This is a genomic window from Myxococcus sp. AM011 (assembly GCF_013372595.1).
In the GTDB taxonomy this organism is placed as follows: domain Bacteria; phylum Myxococcota; class Myxococcia; order Myxococcales; family Myxococcaceae; genus Myxococcus; species Myxococcus eversor.
Genome location: NZ_JABXEM010000067.1, coordinates 23,370 through 41,705 on the forward strand (window position 1 = coordinate 23,370; position 18,336 = coordinate 41,705).

At 68.5% G+C, this 18,336-nt stretch carries 14 protein-coding genes and 1 pseudogene; 6 read left to right on the forward strand and 9 right to left on the reverse strand.

The features are described from left to right. Nucleotides 1–40: 40 nt before the first annotated feature. A complete protein-coding gene (locus tag HUW62_RS16275) occupies nucleotides 41–2,722 on the reverse strand; it encodes a serine/threonine-protein kinase (protein WP_255203462.1) in 2,682 nt (893 codons plus the stop codon). A 120-nt stretch (nucleotides 2,723–2,842) separates the two neighbouring features. Next, nucleotides 2,843–2,938, reverse strand: a pseudogene (locus tag HUW62_RS49980) (zf-HC2 domain-containing protein); the annotation flags it as partial. Nucleotides 2,939–2,970: 32 nt separating this feature from the next. On the opposite strand from HUW62_RS49980, the gene HUW62_RS16280 reads away from it, so the two are divergent. After that, entirely contained in the window at nucleotides 2,971–3,672 is a 702-nt protein-coding gene (locus tag HUW62_RS16280; protein WP_176434983.1) for a sigma-70 family RNA polymerase sigma factor, read from the forward strand. A gap of 296 nt (nucleotides 3,673–3,968) precedes the next feature. Here the strand turns inward: HUW62_RS16280 and HUW62_RS16285 are convergent, their stop codons facing one another. Beyond that, a complete protein-coding gene (locus tag HUW62_RS16285; protein ID WP_176434984.1) occupies nucleotides 3,969–4,766 on the reverse strand; it encodes a phytanoyl-CoA dioxygenase family protein in 798 nt (265 codons plus the stop codon). A gap of 299 nt (nucleotides 4,767–5,065) precedes the next feature. Here HUW62_RS16285 and HUW62_RS16290 point away from each other — a divergent pair, with 299 nt between their 5' ends. Next, on the forward strand, nucleotides 5,066–9,112 hold the full coding sequence (locus HUW62_RS16290; RefSeq protein WP_217911362.1) for a CARDB domain-containing protein: 4,047 nt from the start codon (nucleotides 5,066–5,068) through the stop codon (nucleotides 9,110–9,112). 215 nt (nucleotides 9,113–9,327) lie between these two features. Here HUW62_RS16290 and HUW62_RS16295 read toward each other — a convergent pair whose 3' ends face one another. Next, nucleotides 9,328–10,017: a hypothetical protein gene (locus HUW62_RS16295; RefSeq protein ID WP_163865739.1), complete on the reverse strand. Its 690-nt coding sequence runs from the start codon at nucleotides 10,015–10,017 to the stop codon at nucleotides 9,328–9,330. Between the two features lie 303 nt (nucleotides 10,018–10,320). Between HUW62_RS16295 and HUW62_RS49985 the strand changes: the two genes are divergently transcribed. Further along, nucleotides 10,321–11,427 (forward strand): DUF6600 domain-containing protein, encoded by a 1,107-nt coding sequence (locus HUW62_RS49985; RefSeq protein ID WP_368670424.1) that lies wholly within the window; start codon nucleotides 10,321–10,323, stop codon nucleotides 11,425–11,427. A 262-nt stretch (nucleotides 11,428–11,689) separates the two neighbouring features. On the opposite strand, the gene HUW62_RS16300 is transcribed toward HUW62_RS49985, so the two are convergent. From HUW62_RS16300 to HUW62_RS16320, 5 genes are all read right to left on the reverse strand, one after another. Then, nucleotides 11,690–11,938 carry a hypothetical protein gene (locus HUW62_RS16300; RefSeq protein WP_176434985.1) on the reverse strand — a complete coding sequence of 83 codons (249 nt, stop codon included), beginning with the start codon at nucleotides 11,936–11,938 and terminating at the stop codon, nucleotides 11,690–11,692. 92 nt (nucleotides 11,939–12,030) lie between these two features. Beyond that, entirely contained in the window at nucleotides 12,031–12,285 is a 255-nt protein-coding gene (locus tag HUW62_RS16305; RefSeq protein WP_163865737.1) for a hypothetical protein, read from the reverse strand. Between the two features lie 86 nt (nucleotides 12,286–12,371). Next, entirely contained in the window at nucleotides 12,372–12,704 is a 333-nt protein-coding gene (locus tag HUW62_RS16310) for an AgmX/PglI C-terminal domain-containing protein (RefSeq protein ID WP_176434986.1), read from the reverse strand. Between the two features lie 162 nt (nucleotides 12,705–12,866). After that, nucleotides 12,867–13,250, reverse strand: a complete 384-nt coding sequence (locus HUW62_RS16315; protein ID WP_176434987.1) for a VOC family protein — start codon at nucleotides 13,248–13,250, stop codon at nucleotides 12,867–12,869. Between the two features lie 121 nt (nucleotides 13,251–13,371). Beyond that, a complete protein-coding gene (locus HUW62_RS16320; RefSeq protein WP_163865734.1) occupies nucleotides 13,372–14,256 on the reverse strand; it encodes a LysR substrate-binding domain-containing protein in 885 nt (294 codons plus the stop codon). A 102-nt stretch (nucleotides 14,257–14,358) separates the two neighbouring features. Between HUW62_RS16320 and HUW62_RS16325 the strand changes: the two genes are divergently transcribed. From HUW62_RS16325 to HUW62_RS16335, 3 genes are all read left to right on the forward strand, one after another. Next, nucleotides 14,359–16,005, forward strand: a complete 1,647-nt coding sequence (locus HUW62_RS16325) for an acetolactate synthase large subunit (RefSeq protein WP_163865733.1) — start codon at nucleotides 14,359–14,361, stop codon at nucleotides 16,003–16,005. Next, nucleotides 15,995–17,443 (forward strand): aldehyde dehydrogenase family protein, encoded by a 1,449-nt coding sequence (locus HUW62_RS16330; protein ID WP_176434988.1) that lies wholly within the window; start codon nucleotides 15,995–15,997, stop codon nucleotides 17,441–17,443. Before HUW62_RS16325 ends, HUW62_RS16330 begins: the two co-directional genes overlap by 11 nt. Nucleotides 17,444–17,529: 86 nt before the next feature. Continuing rightward, nucleotides 17,530–17,997: a nuclear transport factor 2 family protein gene (locus tag HUW62_RS16335; RefSeq protein WP_176434989.1), complete on the forward strand. Its 468-nt coding sequence runs from the start codon at nucleotides 17,530–17,532 to the stop codon at nucleotides 17,995–17,997. Nucleotides 17,998–18,336: the final 339 nt, after the last annotated feature.

Sequence of the window (18,336 nt, forward strand, 5' to 3'; positions counted from 1 at the left end):
AGGATAGTGGAGTCCTGGCGCATGTGTCTTCCCCAGCGCTTCAGTGGGAGCCGGGCGCTCCGTGGGTCGCCAGCCACTGTGAGACGGTCTTGAACTCGTTCTCACGGGACTTGAGGTCGCCCTGGTTGTAGGCCTGCGCGGCGGTGGCCAGCCGCACTGCCCGCTTGCGGTCTCCGGAGGTGCTCACCAGTGCTCGTGCGAGCGCGAAGCGCGCATCGGACTGATGGTCCCGGTCCTTCTCGGCGGTCAGCCGCTCGAAGAGGAGGACCGCTCGCTCCAGGAGGGGGAGCGCCTTCCGCGGCTGCTGGAGCCCCAGGTAGTCTTCGCCGAGGCACTTCAAATCCCTCGCCACGAAGGCGCTGTCGGGCCCGGAGGTCTTCTCCGCGATGGCGAGGGCTCGCTGGTGTGTCTTCAGCGCTTCGTCGAAGCGCCCCACGGAGGCCTGCACCTCTCCCATCTTCGACAGGGGTACGACGAGGTCCGCGTGCTCTGTCCCTTGCACCTTGTCGCGGATGCGCACGGCCTTCTCGTAGTGCTGGATGCTCTCCTCCGGGCGGCCCGCTTCCATCAGGAAGCCCCCCAGGTTGAAGTACACGCTGGCCGTCGGCTCGCTCTCCTCTCCGTAGACGCGCGCATTGATTTTCAGGGACTCACGTCCGTACTTCAGCGCGCTCTCGTGGTCGCCGAGCCGCACGCTGAAGACCGCCAGGTTGCTCAAGACGGTGGCCAGATAGGGATGCTCGGGGCCATAGGTCCTCCGATAGACGGCCTCCGCCTCGAGCAGGTAGCGCAAGCCCTCCGAGTGTCGCTGGAACTCGTAGAGGGCATGGCCCATGGTGAGCAGCGCCGTGCCCAGCTCCGGGTCGTTCCCCGTGTAGAGCTTCCGGGCCAGCTCCACCGCCCGCTCGCTCGCGGCCAGGGCCTCCTCCCTTCGGCCCCGGACGCGGTGCAGGCTGGCGAGGTTCCGGAAGTACCTCGCCTCGATGCGCGCGTCGCCTCCGAGACGCCTGAGCGCGGCTTCCGCGTGGGCGGGGGCCATCCCGTCGGGGTCCACCTCCGGGCCCACCAGGCTGAGCAGGCGAATCATGCCCGCCCACGACTCGGCGGCCTGTCGGTCATGTCGGCTCGCGGTGGCCACCTGGATGGCCTGATGCAACGTCTTGATGCCTTCGCGGTGGGCCAGGTTCTTCCCCTGGGACTCCGCGAGCAAATCCAGCACCTCGGCCTCCAGGGGGCCGTAGCCCAGCGCGTGGGCCTCGCGGGCCACCTCGGTCGCGAGCTTGAGCGCGAGGGCCACCTGCCCGGCGGTGAGCTTCGCGCGGACCTGCGCGCGCTGCGTCCGGATGGCCTCCATGTGCTTCTGGCTCGCCTCATCGGTGGGCGGCGGCTCCGGCGCGGCGAGCGCGGAGAGGTTCGCGCAGACCGACAGGTTCTCCAGGCCGTGCACCATGCGTGACGCGTTCTGGATGACCTGTTTGTCGCCGGTCGCCAGCGTGTCCACGACGGCGCCCAAATCCTTGAGTCGCTGGTCCATGCAGATGACGCGGCGCTCGAGCAGGCGCTCCGTCTGCTGGCCCTTCACGCGCGTGGCGATGCAGGCCTCGTGGCTCTCCGCCACCCAGCTTCCCGCATAGCCATCCAGCGTGTGTTGCACCTCGCTCCAGGCACCGGCGGCATAGGGCAGGGCGCTGCCGGTGAAGACCGCGCGCACCGCGTCCTTGCGCGCGGGGTCCCAGACTCCGATGAGCGCCTGCTCACTGCCCGCGCACGGGTCTCCGGAGGTGGAGCGGTGCAGGGCCGCGCCTCCCGCCAGGAGCAACAGCCCCGCGCTCGCGGCGAAGACGGCGCGACGCCATGTCTCCCCCGGAGCGCGGGAGAGCCCGCGCAGCAGCGCCTCCATGGACTCGTGGCGTGCGTCGGGCGCGGCGGACAGGCCGCGGAGAATCACCTGATGCACCCAGGCGGGAACGTTCGAGCCTTGCGGCGGGCGCGGGCCTGGCGCGGCTCGGGGCGCGTCTGGCGCGGGCTTCGCCACCGCCTGCGTGACGAAGGGCCGCTGGCCGTAGAGCGCCTCATGGAGCGCGACGCAGAAGCTGTACTGGTCGCTGCGCGCGTCCGAGGGCTCGCCGCGCTTCTGCTCGGGAGACATGTACGCCGGCGTCCCCAGCACCATGTCGGAGCGCGTGTGCCACTCCGAGCGCAGGGGCGCGGGCACGGTGGGGCCCGGCGGGGTGGGCGTGTCGTCGACGCCCTCGACGATGCGCGCCAGCCCGAAGTCGGTGATGCGCACACGGCCGTCCTTGCCGACGAGCGCGTTGTCCGGCTTGAAGTCGCGGTGGACCAGTCCCTGCGCATGGGCGGCGGCGAGGCCGCGTCCGGCCTGCATGAACAGGCTCAGCGTCTCGCGCCAGTCGCCGCGCCCCTTGCGCGAGCGGATGTGCGCGCGCAGCGTGGTGCCGTCCACCAACTCCATGGCGAGGAAGACATGCTCGCCGAAGCGGCCCGCGTCATGGATGGTGATGACGTTGGGGTGGATGACGCGCGCGGTGGCCTGGGCCTCGCGCAGCAGCCGGGCCTGCGCGCGCTCCAGGTGCGCGGGAGTCGTCGAGTCGATGCGAATCAGCTTGAGCGCGACGCGGCGGTCCAGCTCCGGGTCGTATGCCGCGTGGACGACGCCCATGCCTCCCGCGCCAATGCGCTCGAGCACGACATAGCGACCCATCAGGGCGCCTCGTTCGAGCCACGACAGCGCCACGCCGGTGGGTGACGAAGGTGGGGACTCCGGGCTTGCCTCCCCGTCCTCCGCGCGAGCCGCCTCCGCCACGAGTGCTCGACAGGAGGCGCAGGAATCAAGATGCTGTTCCACCTGGCGCGTCGCTTCGGCGTCCAGTTCACCCTGTGCGAAGGCGAAGAGTCGTCGCGTCTCGAGGCATTCCATTTCGCCGGCGACGATAACCGACGGGGGCGGTCATGACGATGAATGGCGCCGACCATGAAGACGATGTGGCTTTCGCGCGGGCTTGTGCGCGCGGCGACACCCAGGCGCTCGCGGAGTTCGAGGCGCGCTATACCCCGCAGCTCCGCAAGGCGCTGCTGCACCGGGGGCTGGACGTCTCGGTGGCGGACGAGGCGCTCCAGGTGCTGCGCGTGAAGCTTTTTCTCCCCAGCGGCGAGCGAGCCCCGCGCATCGTGGATTACGAGGGACAGGGCGCACTGCTGGCATGGCTGCGTGTCGCCGCGCTGCGCACCGCGCTCAACCTGATGCGGGAGCGAAAGATTTCGTTCGACTTGGATGACTCCAAGCTCGTGGAAACGAGCGTGCAGGAGGTGGACGCGGACCGGCGGTTCATCCAGGAGCACTACCGCGAGGACTTCGCGGCGGTATTCCAGGAGGCGCTCAAGGCGCTGGAGCCTCGGGCGCGCACGCTCTTGCGCCTGCATCTGGTGGAAGGATTGGGGACGGCGCAGATTGCCCGCGCGTACCAGGTGGACCGCTCCACGGTGAAGCGGTGGCTGGCCCAGGCCCGGGAGCAACTGCGCGATGATGTGCGCCAGCGTCTGGCTGCCCGCCTGGGGGAGGACTCGCAGGGGCTCAGCAGCTTGCTTCGGGTGCTGCAGAGTCAGTTGGACTTGAGCATCCGCAGCGTGATGAAGGACGCGACGCCCTCGTGATTTCTCCGGAGGATTCGGGGCGGAAGCGCTGGGAAACCAGGGGGTTGTGACGCGGGAGGAGATTCGCTCGCGAGAAATGCGCCACCTTTTCGCGGGCTGTGTCTCCAGGGAGATGCACCCCGGAGCGCGCCTTGTTTCCTCACACCCCACGCGCGGGTCCGGGGCGGGCTGAGCGTTGCGGTTGGGATTCGAGGGGAGCGTGGAGCCGACCCGCGGGGGGTCGCTCCACGCTCCCTGTTCGAACGCCGCGAGACGTGCGTCCGTGCTCTCCGAAGTCGAGTCGATGGCGGACTTCGTCAGCGCGACGGGGCTTCGCTGAGTGCGCGGCGAATCGCTTGAGTGATGGGGAAGTCGTCACCCGCGTGGCCGTCGAGCGTCATGGGCCCGGAGGGGAACAGTGGCGGCTGGGCCATGAAGCGTGGCCGGGTGCCCCGGTGGGGCTGCGCGGCGTGCACGATGAAGGGATGGCACAGGTAGACGGTTCCCGCGTCACCACTGGCCAGCGCTTCAGGACAGGTGGTGGTTCCTTCGAGCTTCTGGGCGAGCTCCATGAAGCTCAGTCCCTTCGTGCCTTCCGGTGCGAGGAGCCTCGCGATGTGCCGGTGGGAGCCGATGCGGATGCGCGTGGGCGCGTCCTGCTCTCCGACGTCGGAGAACAGGAACAGCATGAGGAGCGCGCGGCCTTGTGAGGCGACATTGGCGCGCCACTCGAAGAAGGAGCCGGTGCCTCCATCTGGGGGAGGGAAGCTGGTGTCGACATGCCAGCCATCGTCACCGGGGTTCTCGGTGCTGGGGAAGCGGACGGGAAACGAGCCCAGGCTCATCCGAGGAGCCCAGCGCCCAGGGCCGACGAGTTGGTCGTACGCGGCTCTCAAGCGTGGGGTGTTGGCCGCTTGTCGGAAGGGCTCCTGCGCATATTCGCCGAGCCGGATGACGGGACGTGTCCAGGTGGCCGGGTCATCCGGGGAGCAGCCCGTGTCGCGCCAGAGGATGTCGCGCGCGGCGTCCGCGACCTGTCCGGGAAAGGCGTCATCGAGTCGGACAAAGCCTTCCTCGATGAATCGCTGGACCTGGGCGTCGCTCAGAACAGACATGGGGGCAGGGTGGGGAGTGGTCATGGATAGCGTCGCGACGAATGAGGTTCGTTGGGCCTGACAGACTGCCAGCGGCTCAGGATTCGCTGGCGATTCGCCGTGCCGAAGTCCCGGGCGAGGTTTGGCTATGACCCACCAAGCATCTCCCGGTCAGAGCACGCGCGCGCTGGCGACTGTCGCAGAATCGACAGTCACTTGCCCCTACAGGAAGCGCCTGCCGGCTCACGAGGAAAGCCAGGGGGAGGAGGCCAAACGGGTCTCACTCGGGGTGATTCCGTGCGCTAGAAATGGGGGCTCCCATGCCCCCCTTCCAACAACTCCAACGAAATATCCCGCTGACAGTCCTCGTCCTGCTGAGCGCCCTGGGCTGCCAGCCGACCACGGACATGCCCGCCCCCGACACCGAGGCTCCAGCGGCTCCGGCCACTACGGCCAGGGCCGGGCTCGGCGGCCGCTCCGGGCCGGGGTACGCCGACCTGGACGCGTCCGATGAGGGCAGTCTGCCCTGGCCTCACGAAGTCATGGACTGGATGGAAAGGGCCAGGGACGTGGCCATGTTCGTCAAGGAGGCCAACAAGTGCAGCGACGGTGGGTTCAATGAGCCTGGCTGCTCCCACAAGGACATCATCTGGAAGGGCAGCTGCATGTTGCTCAGCTGGAGCTACAGCAACATTCTGCTCTTCGACCCGGGCCTTCCCTTCGAGAAGATCTGCAATGGTGAACCTACGTTGAAGTGCTGCAAGTACAATCCCTTGACCGAGCTGTACTGCCATTCAGCCTTCAATACGGAGAGGCCTATCAACTGCGAGGGCAACTCCTCTGCCCCATTCGCGAAATCCTATGGTCCGTGCCTTCCCCCCAGTCCCGGTGCCATGGGCTGCGTCTGCGACTACCTCCCCCAGTGCGGGAGCCCGGTTTCCCCGAACCCGGAGGCCGCCCCCTGGCATGGCAACCAGCTCGGCGTGATGCTGTCGAGCGCCGTCGAGCAGGGTGGCAACTCGCTCTTCCAGCAGGCCCCCGATGACTTCGTCGACTACGTCAGCTTTGTCGGGGCTTGCGCCCACCAGCAGGTCTTCCTGCAGTCCGCGCCCTACGCGAAGCCCGACGAGTTTCCCGCCGGCTACACGTTGAGCGACGAGTACCACGCCAATGACAACGACCCGGACGCGCGCTACCTGCGCGGGCTGGTGACGCTCGCCGTCCAGCGCGTGTTCTCCGGCATTCCAAACCTGTATGGTCGGTGGAACGCCATCGCCTCGCGGACCTGGACCGAGACGGAGAAGGCGGCGTACCTCGCCAACGTTCCGGACCCGGATGCCACGCTGGAAGCGTGCGTGGGAGAGTTCGGCGTGCGGATGCTCCAGCGCGCGGATCCGGCGCACTACCGGCTCCTCGCCGCCCCCCTTGAGGGAGAGACCCAGCCGGACTGCCGCGTGGGCTGGGTGGGCGGAGTCGCCATGTGCTCGGCGCCGTCGCTCACGGCGACGACGAGCGTGGCGGGCGCCACCGTCTCCTTGTTCCCCGGCATCACCGACCCGGACGAAAGCCACAACGCCGCGGGGAACTACGTGGTGCAGCTCGACTGGGGCGACGGGCGCGTGGAAGGTCGGCTCTACATCGTGTCCAACCCGGCAACCCACGCGTGGCCGCACACGTATGAGATCGCGGGCACGTACACGGTGACGGCCCGGGTCATCAACACATCCGGACTGGTGGGGGAAACCACCACGCAGGTGACCGTCACCGAGGGCTCCGGCGTGCCCGTGGCGCGCTCCGTCGACAGCGTCCGGTTCGACCTCGAGGCCGCCGTCACCGCCGGCAGCACGCACGGGCGTGTGCGCGTGGACGTGTCGGCCACGGACGTGCAGGGCAAGGTCCACTCGCTGGGTTATCACTGGGTGGAGCTGTCCGGCGCGTATGGAACCACTGCCACGGCACCGCTCACCGGCTGGCTGACGAACCGCGACCTGAAGGACATCCGGTCGCTGCGCCTGAAGCCGGCCCACTACGACGGCTCCGAGGTCTCGCTCCGCGAGCTGAGGCTGAAGGGAGTCACGCTCCAGTTCCACGCGTCGCCGGGCATGGCGCCGGAGACGACTTCGTACGTCCTGACGAGCCGGGATGTGAAGGTCTACGCGACCGGGGTTACGGTCCCCATCTCGCCGCGGATGGAGGTGGGCTCGGGAGCGCTGAAGCTGCCGCTCGCGGGCGCGGAGATCGCCATTGACCTCCCGGCGCCCGGCGCACCGCCCGATCCGGCGCTGAGCTACAGCTGCCGCCCCGTGTATGGAACGGACGCTCCGCTCATGCGGTCGGCCAACGGAGGCTGTGAGGACATCGGCAGCGGCCTCGTCTTCGCCGTCATCCCGAGCACGATGAACTGGAACGACGCCATGTGGGACTCGGCGCTCGCGGGAAGTCCCGCTCCCGATGCCAGTGACTACGGCCGGCTCAATGACTACCCGGGCGGCTACCCCGTCACCGAGGGGGCGGACAGCGCGCCTGCGGCCTTCTGCCATGACCTCATCCAGGGAGGCTTCAGCGACTGGCGGCTGCCCGCGGAGGATGAACTGCTCACCGTCGCGAGCGCGTCCAAGGCAGGCGCATACTTCCCCTATTCCACGGCCAATGCGTGGACCGCGACGAGCGTGACCTCCACCATCGCCGTGGTGTGCAACCTCCAGTCCGGTGCGTGTGACTACGCCTCCAAGGCCACCGGCCAGTACCTGGCCGTGTGCGTGCGCAGCGCGCCGCCCCCTCCCGAACACACCTGCCGCATCCCCGTGGATGGCGGGCAGACCTTCGTGTCCGCGAGCGGGGGGTGCATGGACACACGCCCCAGCGGCCTGGTCTGGAGCAAGGCCTCCGTGGCGTCGAAGAGCTGGAACGCCGCCGTCTGGGGCTCGGAGCTGGCGGGCAACGCGCAGCCGGATGCCGCGGATGGCGCCCGCCTGAATGACTACACCGAGGGAATGGTGCCGGACAGGCCGGACATCTCGACGGAGAACTACTGCCACGACCTGGTCGAAGGCGGCTTCAGCGACTGGCGGCTGCCTACGGACACCGAGCTGGGAGCAGTGAGTGGCAGCACCCTGGCGACGGCGTACTTCGCCTTCAAGACGTCGGAGTCCTTCTGGAGCGCGACCACCGGTTTGTTTTGGACGACCGATGCCATGGGCGTCGACCTGTCCTCGGGCGGCAACCTGTACAAAGCGAAGACGGCCCAGGGGCGCGTGGTTTGCGTGCGGGCGCCGGACACGAGCCTCGCCCCGGATCTGGCGCCCACGGCCTTCAGTGCGCCCACGGCGGCGGTGACCCGGCAGTCGCTGTCCTTCACGTGGACCGTCACTAACGGGGGCACGCAGCCCGCGCCGGCGACGTGGCGGGACGGCGTCTACCTGTCCCAGGACAGGTACTACAGCCACGACGACAAGCTGCTGTTTGAAGAGCCCCACGTCACGACGCTGGCGCCTGGCGCCAGCTACACCACCACGAAGTCCGCCGCGCTGCCCGGGGTGCCGGCCGGCGACTGGTACCTGCTCTTCCGGGCCGACAACACCGGCGTCATGGGGGAGAAGGACGACGCGAACAACGCCTGGAGCGCTGTTCCGCTCACGGTGACGAACCCCGACCTGAAGCCCACCGCCTTCACGGCGCCCACGGCCGCGGGGGGCCAGAGCATGGTGCCCTTGAGCTGGACCGTCACGAACGCGGGCGCGGGCTCCGCGATACCGGGCTGGTATGACCATGTCTACCTGTCCACGGATGCGACCTATGGGAGCGGGGACAAGGAAGTGACGAGCCAGGGGCGCAACAGCTCCCTGGCCCCGGGTGCCAGCTACACCGCGACGACGACCGCGCGCCTGCCGGGCGTTCCCGCGGGCACCTACTACCTGCTTTTGCGGAGCGACTTCTACGAGCAGCTCTACGAATCGGACGAGACGAACAACGGGTGGACCGCACTGCCCATCACCCTCACAACCAGCGAACTCGTCCCGGGCGGCCTGACGGCACCGGCCTCGGCCCGGGCAGGGACGTCCATCCCCCTGTCGTGGACTGTCACCAACAGCTCGGCGGACACCGGCGCGCCCGAGTCCACCTTTGACTTCGTGTACCTCTCCACGGACGCCACGTGCTGCTCGGGGGACACACTCCTCACGGCCTTCTATCGCACCTCGTCGCTGGCTCCGATGGCCAGCTATACGGTGTCCCAGACGGTGACGCTGCCCACGACGCTGGACGCAGGCAGCTACAACCTCATCCTGTCCGTCGACCAGTACAACGGGGTCGCCGAGACGGACGAGACGAACAATCTCGTGGTGGTCCCCTTCGCCGTCATCCCGTAGCAACGCATCTCCGAGGGCCCCGCTTCCACACGGGGCCCTCCAGCGAGGACGGGACACGCCAGTCGCGCGCGCTGGCTGTCGCTGGCCCTGGGTTCCGTGCGCGAGGCGCCGGAGGCGGGTGGGAATCATTGATGGCCCCGGGCCCAAGCGCTTCGCTGGAGGCACGGCGCAGCCGGGGCAGGGTGCACCTCCCGCCCCGGCTCGTGGCTCCCTGCTCAGTTCGCGGGCGCGACGAAGTCGAACCGGATGTACTGCGTGTTCGTGCTGGAACTGTAGGCCACGCAGTTTCGCGCCACACCCGACGTGGGGATGGTGATGTTGATCTGCTGCGTGTTGGAGAACGTCACGGTGGCCGACACCGGCGAGCCGTCGCAGTAGATCTGCCCGACGGTGAAGCCGTTGACGCAGCTCAGCGAATTGAAGCTCGCCGTCCCGATGCTCGGGTTCCCGCTGGTGAAGGAGGAGTAGTACATCTCGAAGTAGCGCAGTCCTCCGGAGGAGCCCATGTCCACCACGCTCCCCGTCGGCAGGCCCGGGCAGGGATTGGGAGGGCACGTCTTCACGCATCGCGTCGCATTGTTGGAGAAGCACGTCGAGCCGCAGTTGAGGTCACAGTACGTCCCGTTGGACGAGTACCCCGTCGGACAGCCAATGCCACACGTCGAGATGTTTCCACAGGACGGTACGGCCGAGCAGTCCGTCGCGTTGGGGGAGAAGCACGTCGCACTGCACGCGAGGTTGCAGTAATACCGCGTGGGGTACTGACCGGACGGACAGCCCAGGCCACAGATGCCCTGCTCCGACGACGCCTCGAAGGACGCCTCGTCCTCCAGCTTCGGCTCCAGGTTGCCACAGCCCACCAGAAGCGACGCCATCCACAGCACACTGCCGAGTTGCTTGAACATGGGTGCCTTTCCGCGCAAGGCGCGACAGCGCTCGTCTGACATCTTCAGTCTGAGCGCCGAAATTCGATATTAACATGAATTTCATGCTTTCCATGCGGGCGAGCCCAATGCGGCCTGGCCGCGGCGCACGCCCCGTCCTGGAGGCCATGGCGTGACGCAAGCCGACAGGCAACCAGGGCTTGTCGGCGCCGGCACGAGGCACTCCCTTCTGGAGAGAGAAGCCTCACCCTTCGAGGAGGCAGTACCTCCATCCCCGAAGGAGGAGACATGAGGTCCTGGCATCGAACCTGGCGATGGCTGCGCATGGGAGGCGTGGGCGCGAGCGCCCTCCTGGTACCTCTCGGCGGCGCGAGCGCCCAGGACGCCTACGGGCCGCAAGTCACCGCGAGCTCCACGAACTCCGTCTCGACGTTCTACGACGCGCTGTCGCCTTACGGGACATGGGTACAGCTCCCGGACGTCGGCTGGGTCTGGCGCCCCAATCCGACCATCGTCGGTTCCGACTTCGTTCCCTACGCCACCGGCGGCCAGTGGACCTACAGCGACTGGGGATGGACGTTCGAGACGAATTGGAACTGGGGCTGGGCGCCGTTCCACTATGGCCGTTGGTTCCTCAGTGCGGCCAACGACTGGGTGTGGTGGCCCGACAATGAATGGGCACCCTCCTGGGTGGACTGGCGCTGGGGGGACGGCTTCGTCGGCTGGCAGCCGCTGGGTCCTCCAGGCATCGACATCAACCTCGGCTTGTCGTGGAACTTCGTGGGGGTGAACGACTTCGTGCGTCCCCATGTGGGCCAGTTCGTGGTTCCCCGCTCGCGCGTGCCAGTGCTGCTCCGGCGGACCCAGGGAGTGGGTGAGCGCGTGCCGGCTCGTGTCGGCGAGTGGAACCGAGGCCCGGCGCCGAACAGGGTCGCGCAGACGACGGGGCGAGCCGTGCCTCGGTCGAGGATAGCGCCGCCTCCCACGGCTCATCCGCCTCGGGCGCGCAGCGGTCCGCAGACACCGAGGGGAGGGAGCTCGGCGATGCCGCGCCCACAACAGCCCCCGCCCAGGCCCGGTTCACCCCCGCATGCCGCGCCGAGGCCCGAGGCTCCTGCGCATAACGCGCCGAGGCCCGAGACTCCCACGCATAACGCGCCGAAGCCCGATGGCTACCAGCCCGCGCCACGCGCGGAGCCCGCGCCTCGCCCAGAGCCCATGCCGCACGCGGAGCCCGCGCCACGTCCAGAACCCGCGCCACATGCGGAGCCCGCGCCACGTCCAGAACCCGCGCCACATGCGGAGCCGGTTCCACACTCGGAGCCCGCGCCACGCCCGGAGCCGGTTCCGCACTCGGAGCCTGCTCCTCGCCCAGAGTCCGCTCCGCACTCATCACCCGCTCCACACTCCGAGCCACATCACGGTCGTTGAGCGTGTCTCCCGCGGCGAAAGACATGCGCTGCCGGCCCAATCGCCACGAGAAACTCCGGAGGCCGTTCGCGAGCCTCCGGAGCGCGCGTCACGGCCGCGGGCCCTGATAGGCCCCGGGGCCGTAGATGTACCGGATGGTAGGCATCACGGTGCACGCTGGGTTCCCGGAGTCCCTTGACGTTCCAATATCGCTCGCTGGCGTGCACATGCTCCCGCGCGGATGGCCCTTGCCGATGAACTCCGAGGGAGGCGGCTCCTCGGCCTATTCTTCCTCTTCCTCCTCTGCCTCGTTCATCGCCAGCGCGTCGCTTATGGGCGGACTCTCGGCATAGAAGGGGAGGCCGTCCGGGAAGGGCTCCTCGAGGGCGGGGACTCCTATCGCCGTCTCGATGCGTTCCGCGCTCTCATCCCGTGCCGCAATGCGTCCACTGGCACATGCACTCAGGAGGGTTGCGGCGAGAACGGTGGTGAGCGCGCGGTGGTTCGGCGCGGCGACAGGGAGCATGAGCATCAGGAGCTTCGCCTCGGGGCATGGGGGCAATTCCACCGATGGGCGGGCGCCGTGTTCATTCAATTTCATCTGGCGCCCGGATGCCCCCGCTCTCAGAGCGGCTCCCAGCCATTCTCGGTGCAATACCCGACGAACTCGTCGGTGCCGAAGTAGGAGTAGGTGCCCACGAGGTGGTACTGGATGTAGCGCAGCCCGCAATCGGGATAGATGTGCCCGACCACTGTCGTGTAGGTGGCGTCGCTGTAGAGCGTCGTCACGTAAGCGGCCTCCCGATAGCTTGCGCTGGCCGGGCTGGAAGTCAGGAAGATGGACGCGACAGCGAGAGAGGTCAGAAGCTGCTTGGCCATGGGTTCCTCCACAGGTTGACTCGTTGCCTGTCGGAGTAGAGCTGACGGGAATAGACAAATCCAGGACTGACCAGGGCTGGTCAAGGTCACTGCTTTGTCGGTGACTCTGGCTTGAAGATGTAGGGATAAGTGACGACGACTTGAGGCGTCTCCGTCGGCTTGGGGAACCTCCACGTCATCATGCTGTCGACGATGCACGCCTCCAGCGCTGGATCATGGAGGGTCGTCGTCGTCGCGACCTTTGCTTCCGACACCGTGCCGTTCGTCGCGATGACGAAGCGGATGACGACCTTGCCCCCCGTCGCAGGGAGGTCGACCTGGTGATGCCGGTAGCAGGTCACGATCTGCCCGCGATTCAGATGGATGGTTCGCCGTATCGAGTCCTTGTCGAGAGGTCCCTCTGGGTCCCCTACGTTCATGAACTCCTCCATGGACGTGGCAGCATAGACACGCGGCCTCGTGGATGGAGCGTGGCAAGCGGTGCCGAGCAACAAGAGAGGGACGACGATTCGCTTCATCGTCGCGATGCTGCCATGGCCTGGCCTTCTCGGGGGCGCGACGTGCGCCCCCGGAGCCCTGCCTCAGACCTGGTTGAGCATGATGAGGTTTCCACAGGTGTCTTCGAAGATGGCCCCCATGACGGGCCCCATCTGGATGGGCTTCACCCGGAACACCACGCCCAGCGCGCTCATGCGCTCATAGTCCTTCTGGATGTCCGAGGACATGAGCGCCGTGGCGGGAATGCCGTCGGCGACGAGCGCCTTCTGGTACGTCGCCGCCGCTGGATGCTGGTTCGGCTCCAGGACGAGCTGGGTGCCTTCGGGGTCCTCGGCGGAGACCACCGTTATCCACCGCGCCCCCCCCGCCGGGACGTTCACCTTCTCCACGAAGCCCACCTTCTCCGTGTAGAACTTGAGCGCCTTTTCCTGGTCATCGACGAACAGACTGCAGAAGGGGATTCGCATCGTTCCCTCGGGAATGGAGTGCGTCGCCACGGGACATCCGGACGACGTTCAACCGTTTCGTTGAGCATAGCGATGGCATCGTGACAGTCAACCATCTGGTTGTGCGTTGAAGTGGCTCCACTCAGTCGCCGGTTTCTTTCGCGCGAGTGTGGACCTCGGAGGCGAACAGCTCGGCGGCGGGAGCGCGGGGCGCGCCCTTGCGCCAGAGGAGGGCGGCCAGCTCCGAGCGGGGCGCGGGCGCCAGTCGCTTCACCACCAGTCGCTCCACGTCCGCGAGCCGGGGCTCGGGGAGCACCGTGACGGCCAGGCCCGCGCGGACGATGGCCAGCACCGTGGCGACCGCGTTCGATTCGAGCGCGATGCGCGGAGACAGTCGCAGCGTCGCGAAGTACGCATCCACGCGCGAGCGCACGCGCAGCCCTGGAGAGAGCAGGGCGAACGGCTCGCTCGCGAGCTGACGCGCCCCCACCGACTCCGCCGACGCGAGCGCATGCCCTCGCGACACCACGAGCGCGAGCCGGCTGTCGAACACCGGCTCGGTGTCCAGGTCCGGCGAGCGGGCCGGCGAATACCCCAGCCCCACGTCCAGCCTTCCATCCGCCAGGCGCCGCTCCAGCCGCCGCACCACCGCCTCCTCCGCGCTCAACACAAGCCCCGGGTGGCGACGCAGCACCGAGGCCAGCGCCGGCACCACGAGGCCCCGCATGCTCGGCGGATAACCCACGCGCAGCGCGCCTGTCGCCAACCCCCGCAGCGCGCCCACCGCCATCCGCCCCGCATCCACGTCCTCCAAGGCCCGCGAGGCGTAGGTGCGAAACAACTCCCCGGCCTGTGTCAGCCGCACTCCGGTCCGCGCGCGCTCGAAGAGCGGCGTGGCCAGCTCCTCCTCGAGCTGGCGGATCTGCTGCGACAGCGTGGGCTGGGAGACGTGGACCCGCCGCGCGGCACGGCCGAAGTGCAGCGTGTCGGCGACGGCGGTGAAGTAGCGCAGGTGCCGGAGCTCCATGGGGCCATCATAGATGGTGCCTATCGACTCCATGTGAACAAACGAATGTACGAATCGACCCTGGCTCGTAGAACTTCCCTTGTCACGGAAGGAAGGACTGCGATGAAGGCCTCGGACCTGTTCGTCAAAGCACTCGAAGCGGAGGGCGTGCGCTGCGTCTTCGGACTCCCCGGAGAGGAGAACCTGGACCTGCTGGAGTCGATGCGCGCCTCCGGCCTGCGCCTGGTCGTCACCCGACATGAGCAGGCGGCCGGCTTCATGGCGGCGACGTGGGGGCGGCTGACGGGCCGCGCGGGCGTGTGCCTGGCGACGCTGGGGCCGGGCGCCACCAACCTCGTCACACCCGCCGCGTACGCGCAGCTCGGCGCCATGCCGATGGTGATGCTCACCGGGCAGAAGCCCATCAAGGCGAGCAAGCAGGGCCACTTCCAGATTGTCGACGTGGTGGGGATGATGCGCCCGCTCACCAAGCAGACGCGCACGCTCGTCTCCGCGGAGCACATCCCGTCGGCGGTGCGCGAGGCCTTCCGACGCGCCGAGGAGGAGCGGCCCGGCGCCACGCATCTGGAGTTGCCCGAGGACGTGGCGCGTGACTCCACCGAGGCCTCGCTCCTGGCCCCCAGCGCCTGGCGACGGCCCGTGGCGGACGAGAGCTCCATCGCCCAGGCCGTGGAGACCATCGCCTCCGCGAAGCGTCCCTTGTTGATGATTGGCGCGGGCGCCAACCGGAAGCTCACGTCGGAGATGCTCCGCGTCCTCGTGGACCGGGTGGGCATTCCCTTCTCCAGCACTCAAATGGGCAAGGGCGTCGTCGACGAGTCCCACCCGCTGTGGATGGGCACCGCCGCGCTGTCCGACGGCGACTTCGTCCACCGCGCGATTGAAGCCTCCGACTGCATCATCAACGTGGGCCATGACGTCATCGAGAAGCCGCCCTTCGTCATGCGCGACAGCCGCCGCGCCGTCGTTCACCTCAACTTCTCCTCGGCGGAGGTCGACCCGGTCTACTTCCCGAAGCTGGAGGTGACGGGCGACATCGCCAACGCCGTGTGGCGCATCGCCGAGGGGCTGGGCTCGCGCACGAACTGGGACTTCGCGCCGTTCGAGAAGGCTCGGGCCGGACTGGAGGCGCAGCTCGCGAAGGGCTTCGCGGATGACCGCTTCCCCATCTACCCCGCGCGGCTGGTGGCCGAGGTGCGCCGCGCGCTGCCGGATGACGGAATCGTCTGCCTGGACAACGGCATGTACAAGCTGTGGTTCGCCCGCTACTACCGCACGCGGCGGCCCAACACGCTGCTGCTCGACAACGCGCTGGCGACGATGGGCGCGGGGCTGCCGTCCGCGATTGCCGCCAAGCTCGTGAATCCTCGTCGCAAGGTGGTCGCCGTCTGCGGAGACGGTGGGTTCATGATGAACTCGCAGGAACTGGAGACGGCGGTGCGCCTGGGCCTGGACCTGGTCGTCATCGTCGTGCGCGACGATGGTTACGGAATGATTCGCTGGAAGCAGGGGGAGATGGGCCTGCCGGACTTCGGCATGGCCCTGGGCAACCCCGACTTCGTCCGCTACGCGGAGGCCTACGGCGCCAAGGGCCACCGGCCCACGAGCGCGTCGGAGTTCGGCGCCACGCTGGCGCGCAGCCTCGAGGCGGGCGGCGTGCATGTCATCGACCTGCCCATCGACTACTCGGACAACACCCGCGCGCTCGGCGTCGGGGACAAGGACATCGAGGTGCTCCATGTTGGCTGAACGCTACCCGTACTATCTGGCGAACCGGCCCCGCCAACCCAACGCGGCCCTTCCCGTCGTCGACAAGTTCTCCGGGGAGGTGGTGACGCGCGTCGCGCTCGCGGACGCCGCCGCCGTGGAGGAGGCCATCGCGTCGGCGGTGCGCGCCGCCGAGCCCATGCGCAAGCTGCCAGCCCACGCGCGTCAGGCCGTGCTGGAGCACTGCGTGCGCCGCTTCCAGGAGCGCGCGGAGGAGCTGGCCCAGGTGCTCTGCATCGAGGCGGGCAAGCCCCTGCGCGACGCCCGGGGAGAAGTCACGCGCCTCATCGAGACCTTCAAGGCCGCGGCCGAGGAGGCGGTGCGCGGTGGTGGCGAGGTGATGGACCTGGAAGTGTCGCCGCGCGCGGAGGGCTACCGGGGCTTCACCCGTCGCGTGCCGGTGGGGCCCGTGTCTCTCATCACTCCCTTCAACTTCCCGCTCAACCTCGTGGCCCACAAGGTCGCTCCCGCCATCGCCGCGGGGTGCCCCTTCATCCTCAAGCCGTCGGACCGCACGCCCGTGAGCGCGATGCTGCTCGCGGAGGTGCTCGCGGAGACGGCCCTGCCCGAAGGCGCCTTCTCCGTCATCACCCCCTCGCTCGCGGACATCGGCCCGCTCATCGAGGACGAGCGGCTCAAGCTCCTGTCGTTCACCGGCTCGGAGAAGGTGGGCTGGGACCTCAAGGCCCGCGCCGGACGCAAGAAGGTGGTGCTGGAGCTGGGCGGCAACGCGGCCTGCGTGGTGGACCGCGAGCCCGGCGCCTCGTTGGACGTCATCGCCGACCGGGTGGCGCACGGGGCCTTCTTCCAATCGGGGCAGAGCTGCATCTCCGTGCAGCGCGTGCTCGTGCACGTGTCGCACTACGACGCGCTCAAGGAGCGGCTCGTCACGCGGGCCCGGGCACTGCGCGCGGGCAATCCCCGGGACGAGGCGACGACGCTCGGTCCCATGATTGACGAGACCGCGGCACGGCGGCTCGAAGGCTGGATTCAGGGTGCGGTGGCGCGCGGGGCTCGCGTGCTCACGGGCGGTGGCCGCAAGGGCGCGCTGCTGGAGGCCACGGTGGTGGAGAACGTGCCCGCCGACGAGCCGCTCTGCGCGGAGGAGGCCTTCGGGCCCGTGGTGTTGCTCCAGCCCTTCACGTCCTTCACCGAGGCCCTTCGCATGGTGAACGAGGGCCGCTACGGCTTGCAGGCCGGCCTCTTCACCAACGATTTGTCGCGCGCGATGCGGGCGTGGGACGAACTGGAGGTCGGCGGTGTGGTGGTGGGTGACGTGCCGAGCTTCCGCGTCGACACCATGCCCTACGGGGGCGTGAAGGGCTCCGGGCTGGGACGCGAGGGCGTGAAGTACGCCATCGAGGACATGACCGAGCCCAGGCTGCTCGTGCTGCGTCAGCGGGCCTCGAGCGACGACTGAGCGACGCCTGGACTTCAAGGAGCAACGACGGTTCGACAGCAGGAGCCATCCCCTGTACGCCAGGGGCCTTCCCAGGAGGGCCCTCCATGTTGAAGTCGATGCTCACGCTCGTGGTTCTCGCGCTGTCCTCTCCGTCCGTCGCGGCCTCTCCGAGCGGGGAGGAGAAGGCCGTGCTCGATGGACTCCAGGCCGCATGTGAGGCCTTCCGGAAGAGTGACGTCGCCTTCCTGGAGGGCTTCCTCGCGGACGGCTTCACCCAGATGGACTCGGCGGGGAACGTGACGGACCGCGCCGCCACCCTGGCCGAGGTCCGCGCGAAGGAGCCTCGCTACGAGGTCTTCCGCAACCACGACATGAAGGTCCGCTTCTACGGCGACACCGCGGTGGTGATTGGCATCACCTCCGTCAAGGGCGTCTCCGGCGGCTCGACCTTCGATGCGGACTTCCGCTTCACCGACACGCTCATCAAGCGGGAAGGGCGTTGGCGGATTGCCGCGAGCCACATCTCTCGGCTCCCCAAGCCCACGCCCCCCGCGCCGACGGGCAAGCCGTAGCTCGCTCGCCGTCGCGCTTCGTGCCCCGTGGGCCGTGGGGCACCCAGGCCCGGAGAAGTTGCTGGACCGAACCGGCGCATACCGCTAGTAGGTTTGACCTCAAACTTTCACCCGAGGGTGGAGGCATCCGCGAGGGCACACCGTCCGGTGCGCTCCCGCTCGCACGCGTCCCGCCACGAGAGGTCCGAGCCATGGTTCGTTCAAGCACCCTGCTGTCGTTGCTGTCCGCCGCGCCCACAGAGGCGGCGGCGGGGACCGCGCCACCGTTGCCCGTGCCGGTGCCGGAGGGCTCCTGGGGTGGACTGGAGCTGTGGCAGTGGGCGGGGTTGGGCGTGCTGG

Coding starts and splice junctions, on each gene's coding strand:
- HUW62_RS16275 (WP_255203462.1), bottom strand. CDS start 2,722: ATGGGTCGCTATGTCGTGCTCGAGCGCATTGGCGCGGGAGGCATGGGC.
- HUW62_RS16280 (WP_176434983.1), top strand. CDS start 2,971: ATGACGATGAATGGCGCCGACCATGAAGACGATGTGGCTTTCGCGCGG.
- HUW62_RS16285 (WP_176434984.1), bottom strand. CDS start 4,766: ATGTCTGTTCTGAGCGACGCCCAGGTCCAGCGATTCATCGAGGAAGGC.
- HUW62_RS16290 (WP_217911362.1), top strand. CDS start 5,066: ATGCCCCCCTTCCAACAACTCCAACGAAATATCCCGCTGACAGTCCTC.
- HUW62_RS16295 (WP_163865739.1), bottom strand. CDS start 10,017: ATGTTCAAGCAACTCGGCAGTGTGCTGTGGATGGCGTCGCTTCTGGTG.
- HUW62_RS49985 (WP_368670424.1), top strand. CDS start 10,321: ATGGGAGGCGTGGGCGCGAGCGCCCTCCTGGTACCTCTCGGCGGCGCG.
- HUW62_RS16300 (WP_176434985.1), bottom strand. CDS start 11,938: ATGCTCATGCTCCCTGTCGCCGCGCCGAACCACCGCGCGCTCACCACC.
- HUW62_RS16305 (WP_163865737.1), bottom strand. CDS start 12,285: ATGGCCAAGCAGCTTCTGACCTCTCTCGCTGTCGCGTCCATCTTCCTG.
- HUW62_RS16310 (WP_176434986.1), bottom strand. CDS start 12,704: ATGAACGTAGGGGACCCAGAGGGACCTCTCGACAAGGACTCGATACGG.
- HUW62_RS16315 (WP_176434987.1), bottom strand. CDS start 13,250: ATGCGAATCCCCTTCTGCAGTCTGTTCGTCGATGACCAGGAAAAGGCG.
- HUW62_RS16320 (WP_163865734.1), bottom strand. CDS start 14,256: ATGGAGCTCCGGCACCTGCGCTACTTCACCGCCGTCGCCGACACGCTG.
- HUW62_RS16325 (WP_163865733.1), top strand. CDS start 14,359: ATGAAGGCCTCGGACCTGTTCGTCAAAGCACTCGAAGCGGAGGGCGTG.
- HUW62_RS16330 (WP_176434988.1), top strand. CDS start 15,995: ATGTTGGCTGAACGCTACCCGTACTATCTGGCGAACCGGCCCCGCCAA.
- HUW62_RS16335 (WP_176434989.1), top strand. CDS start 17,530: ATGTTGAAGTCGATGCTCACGCTCGTGGTTCTCGCGCTGTCCTCTCCG.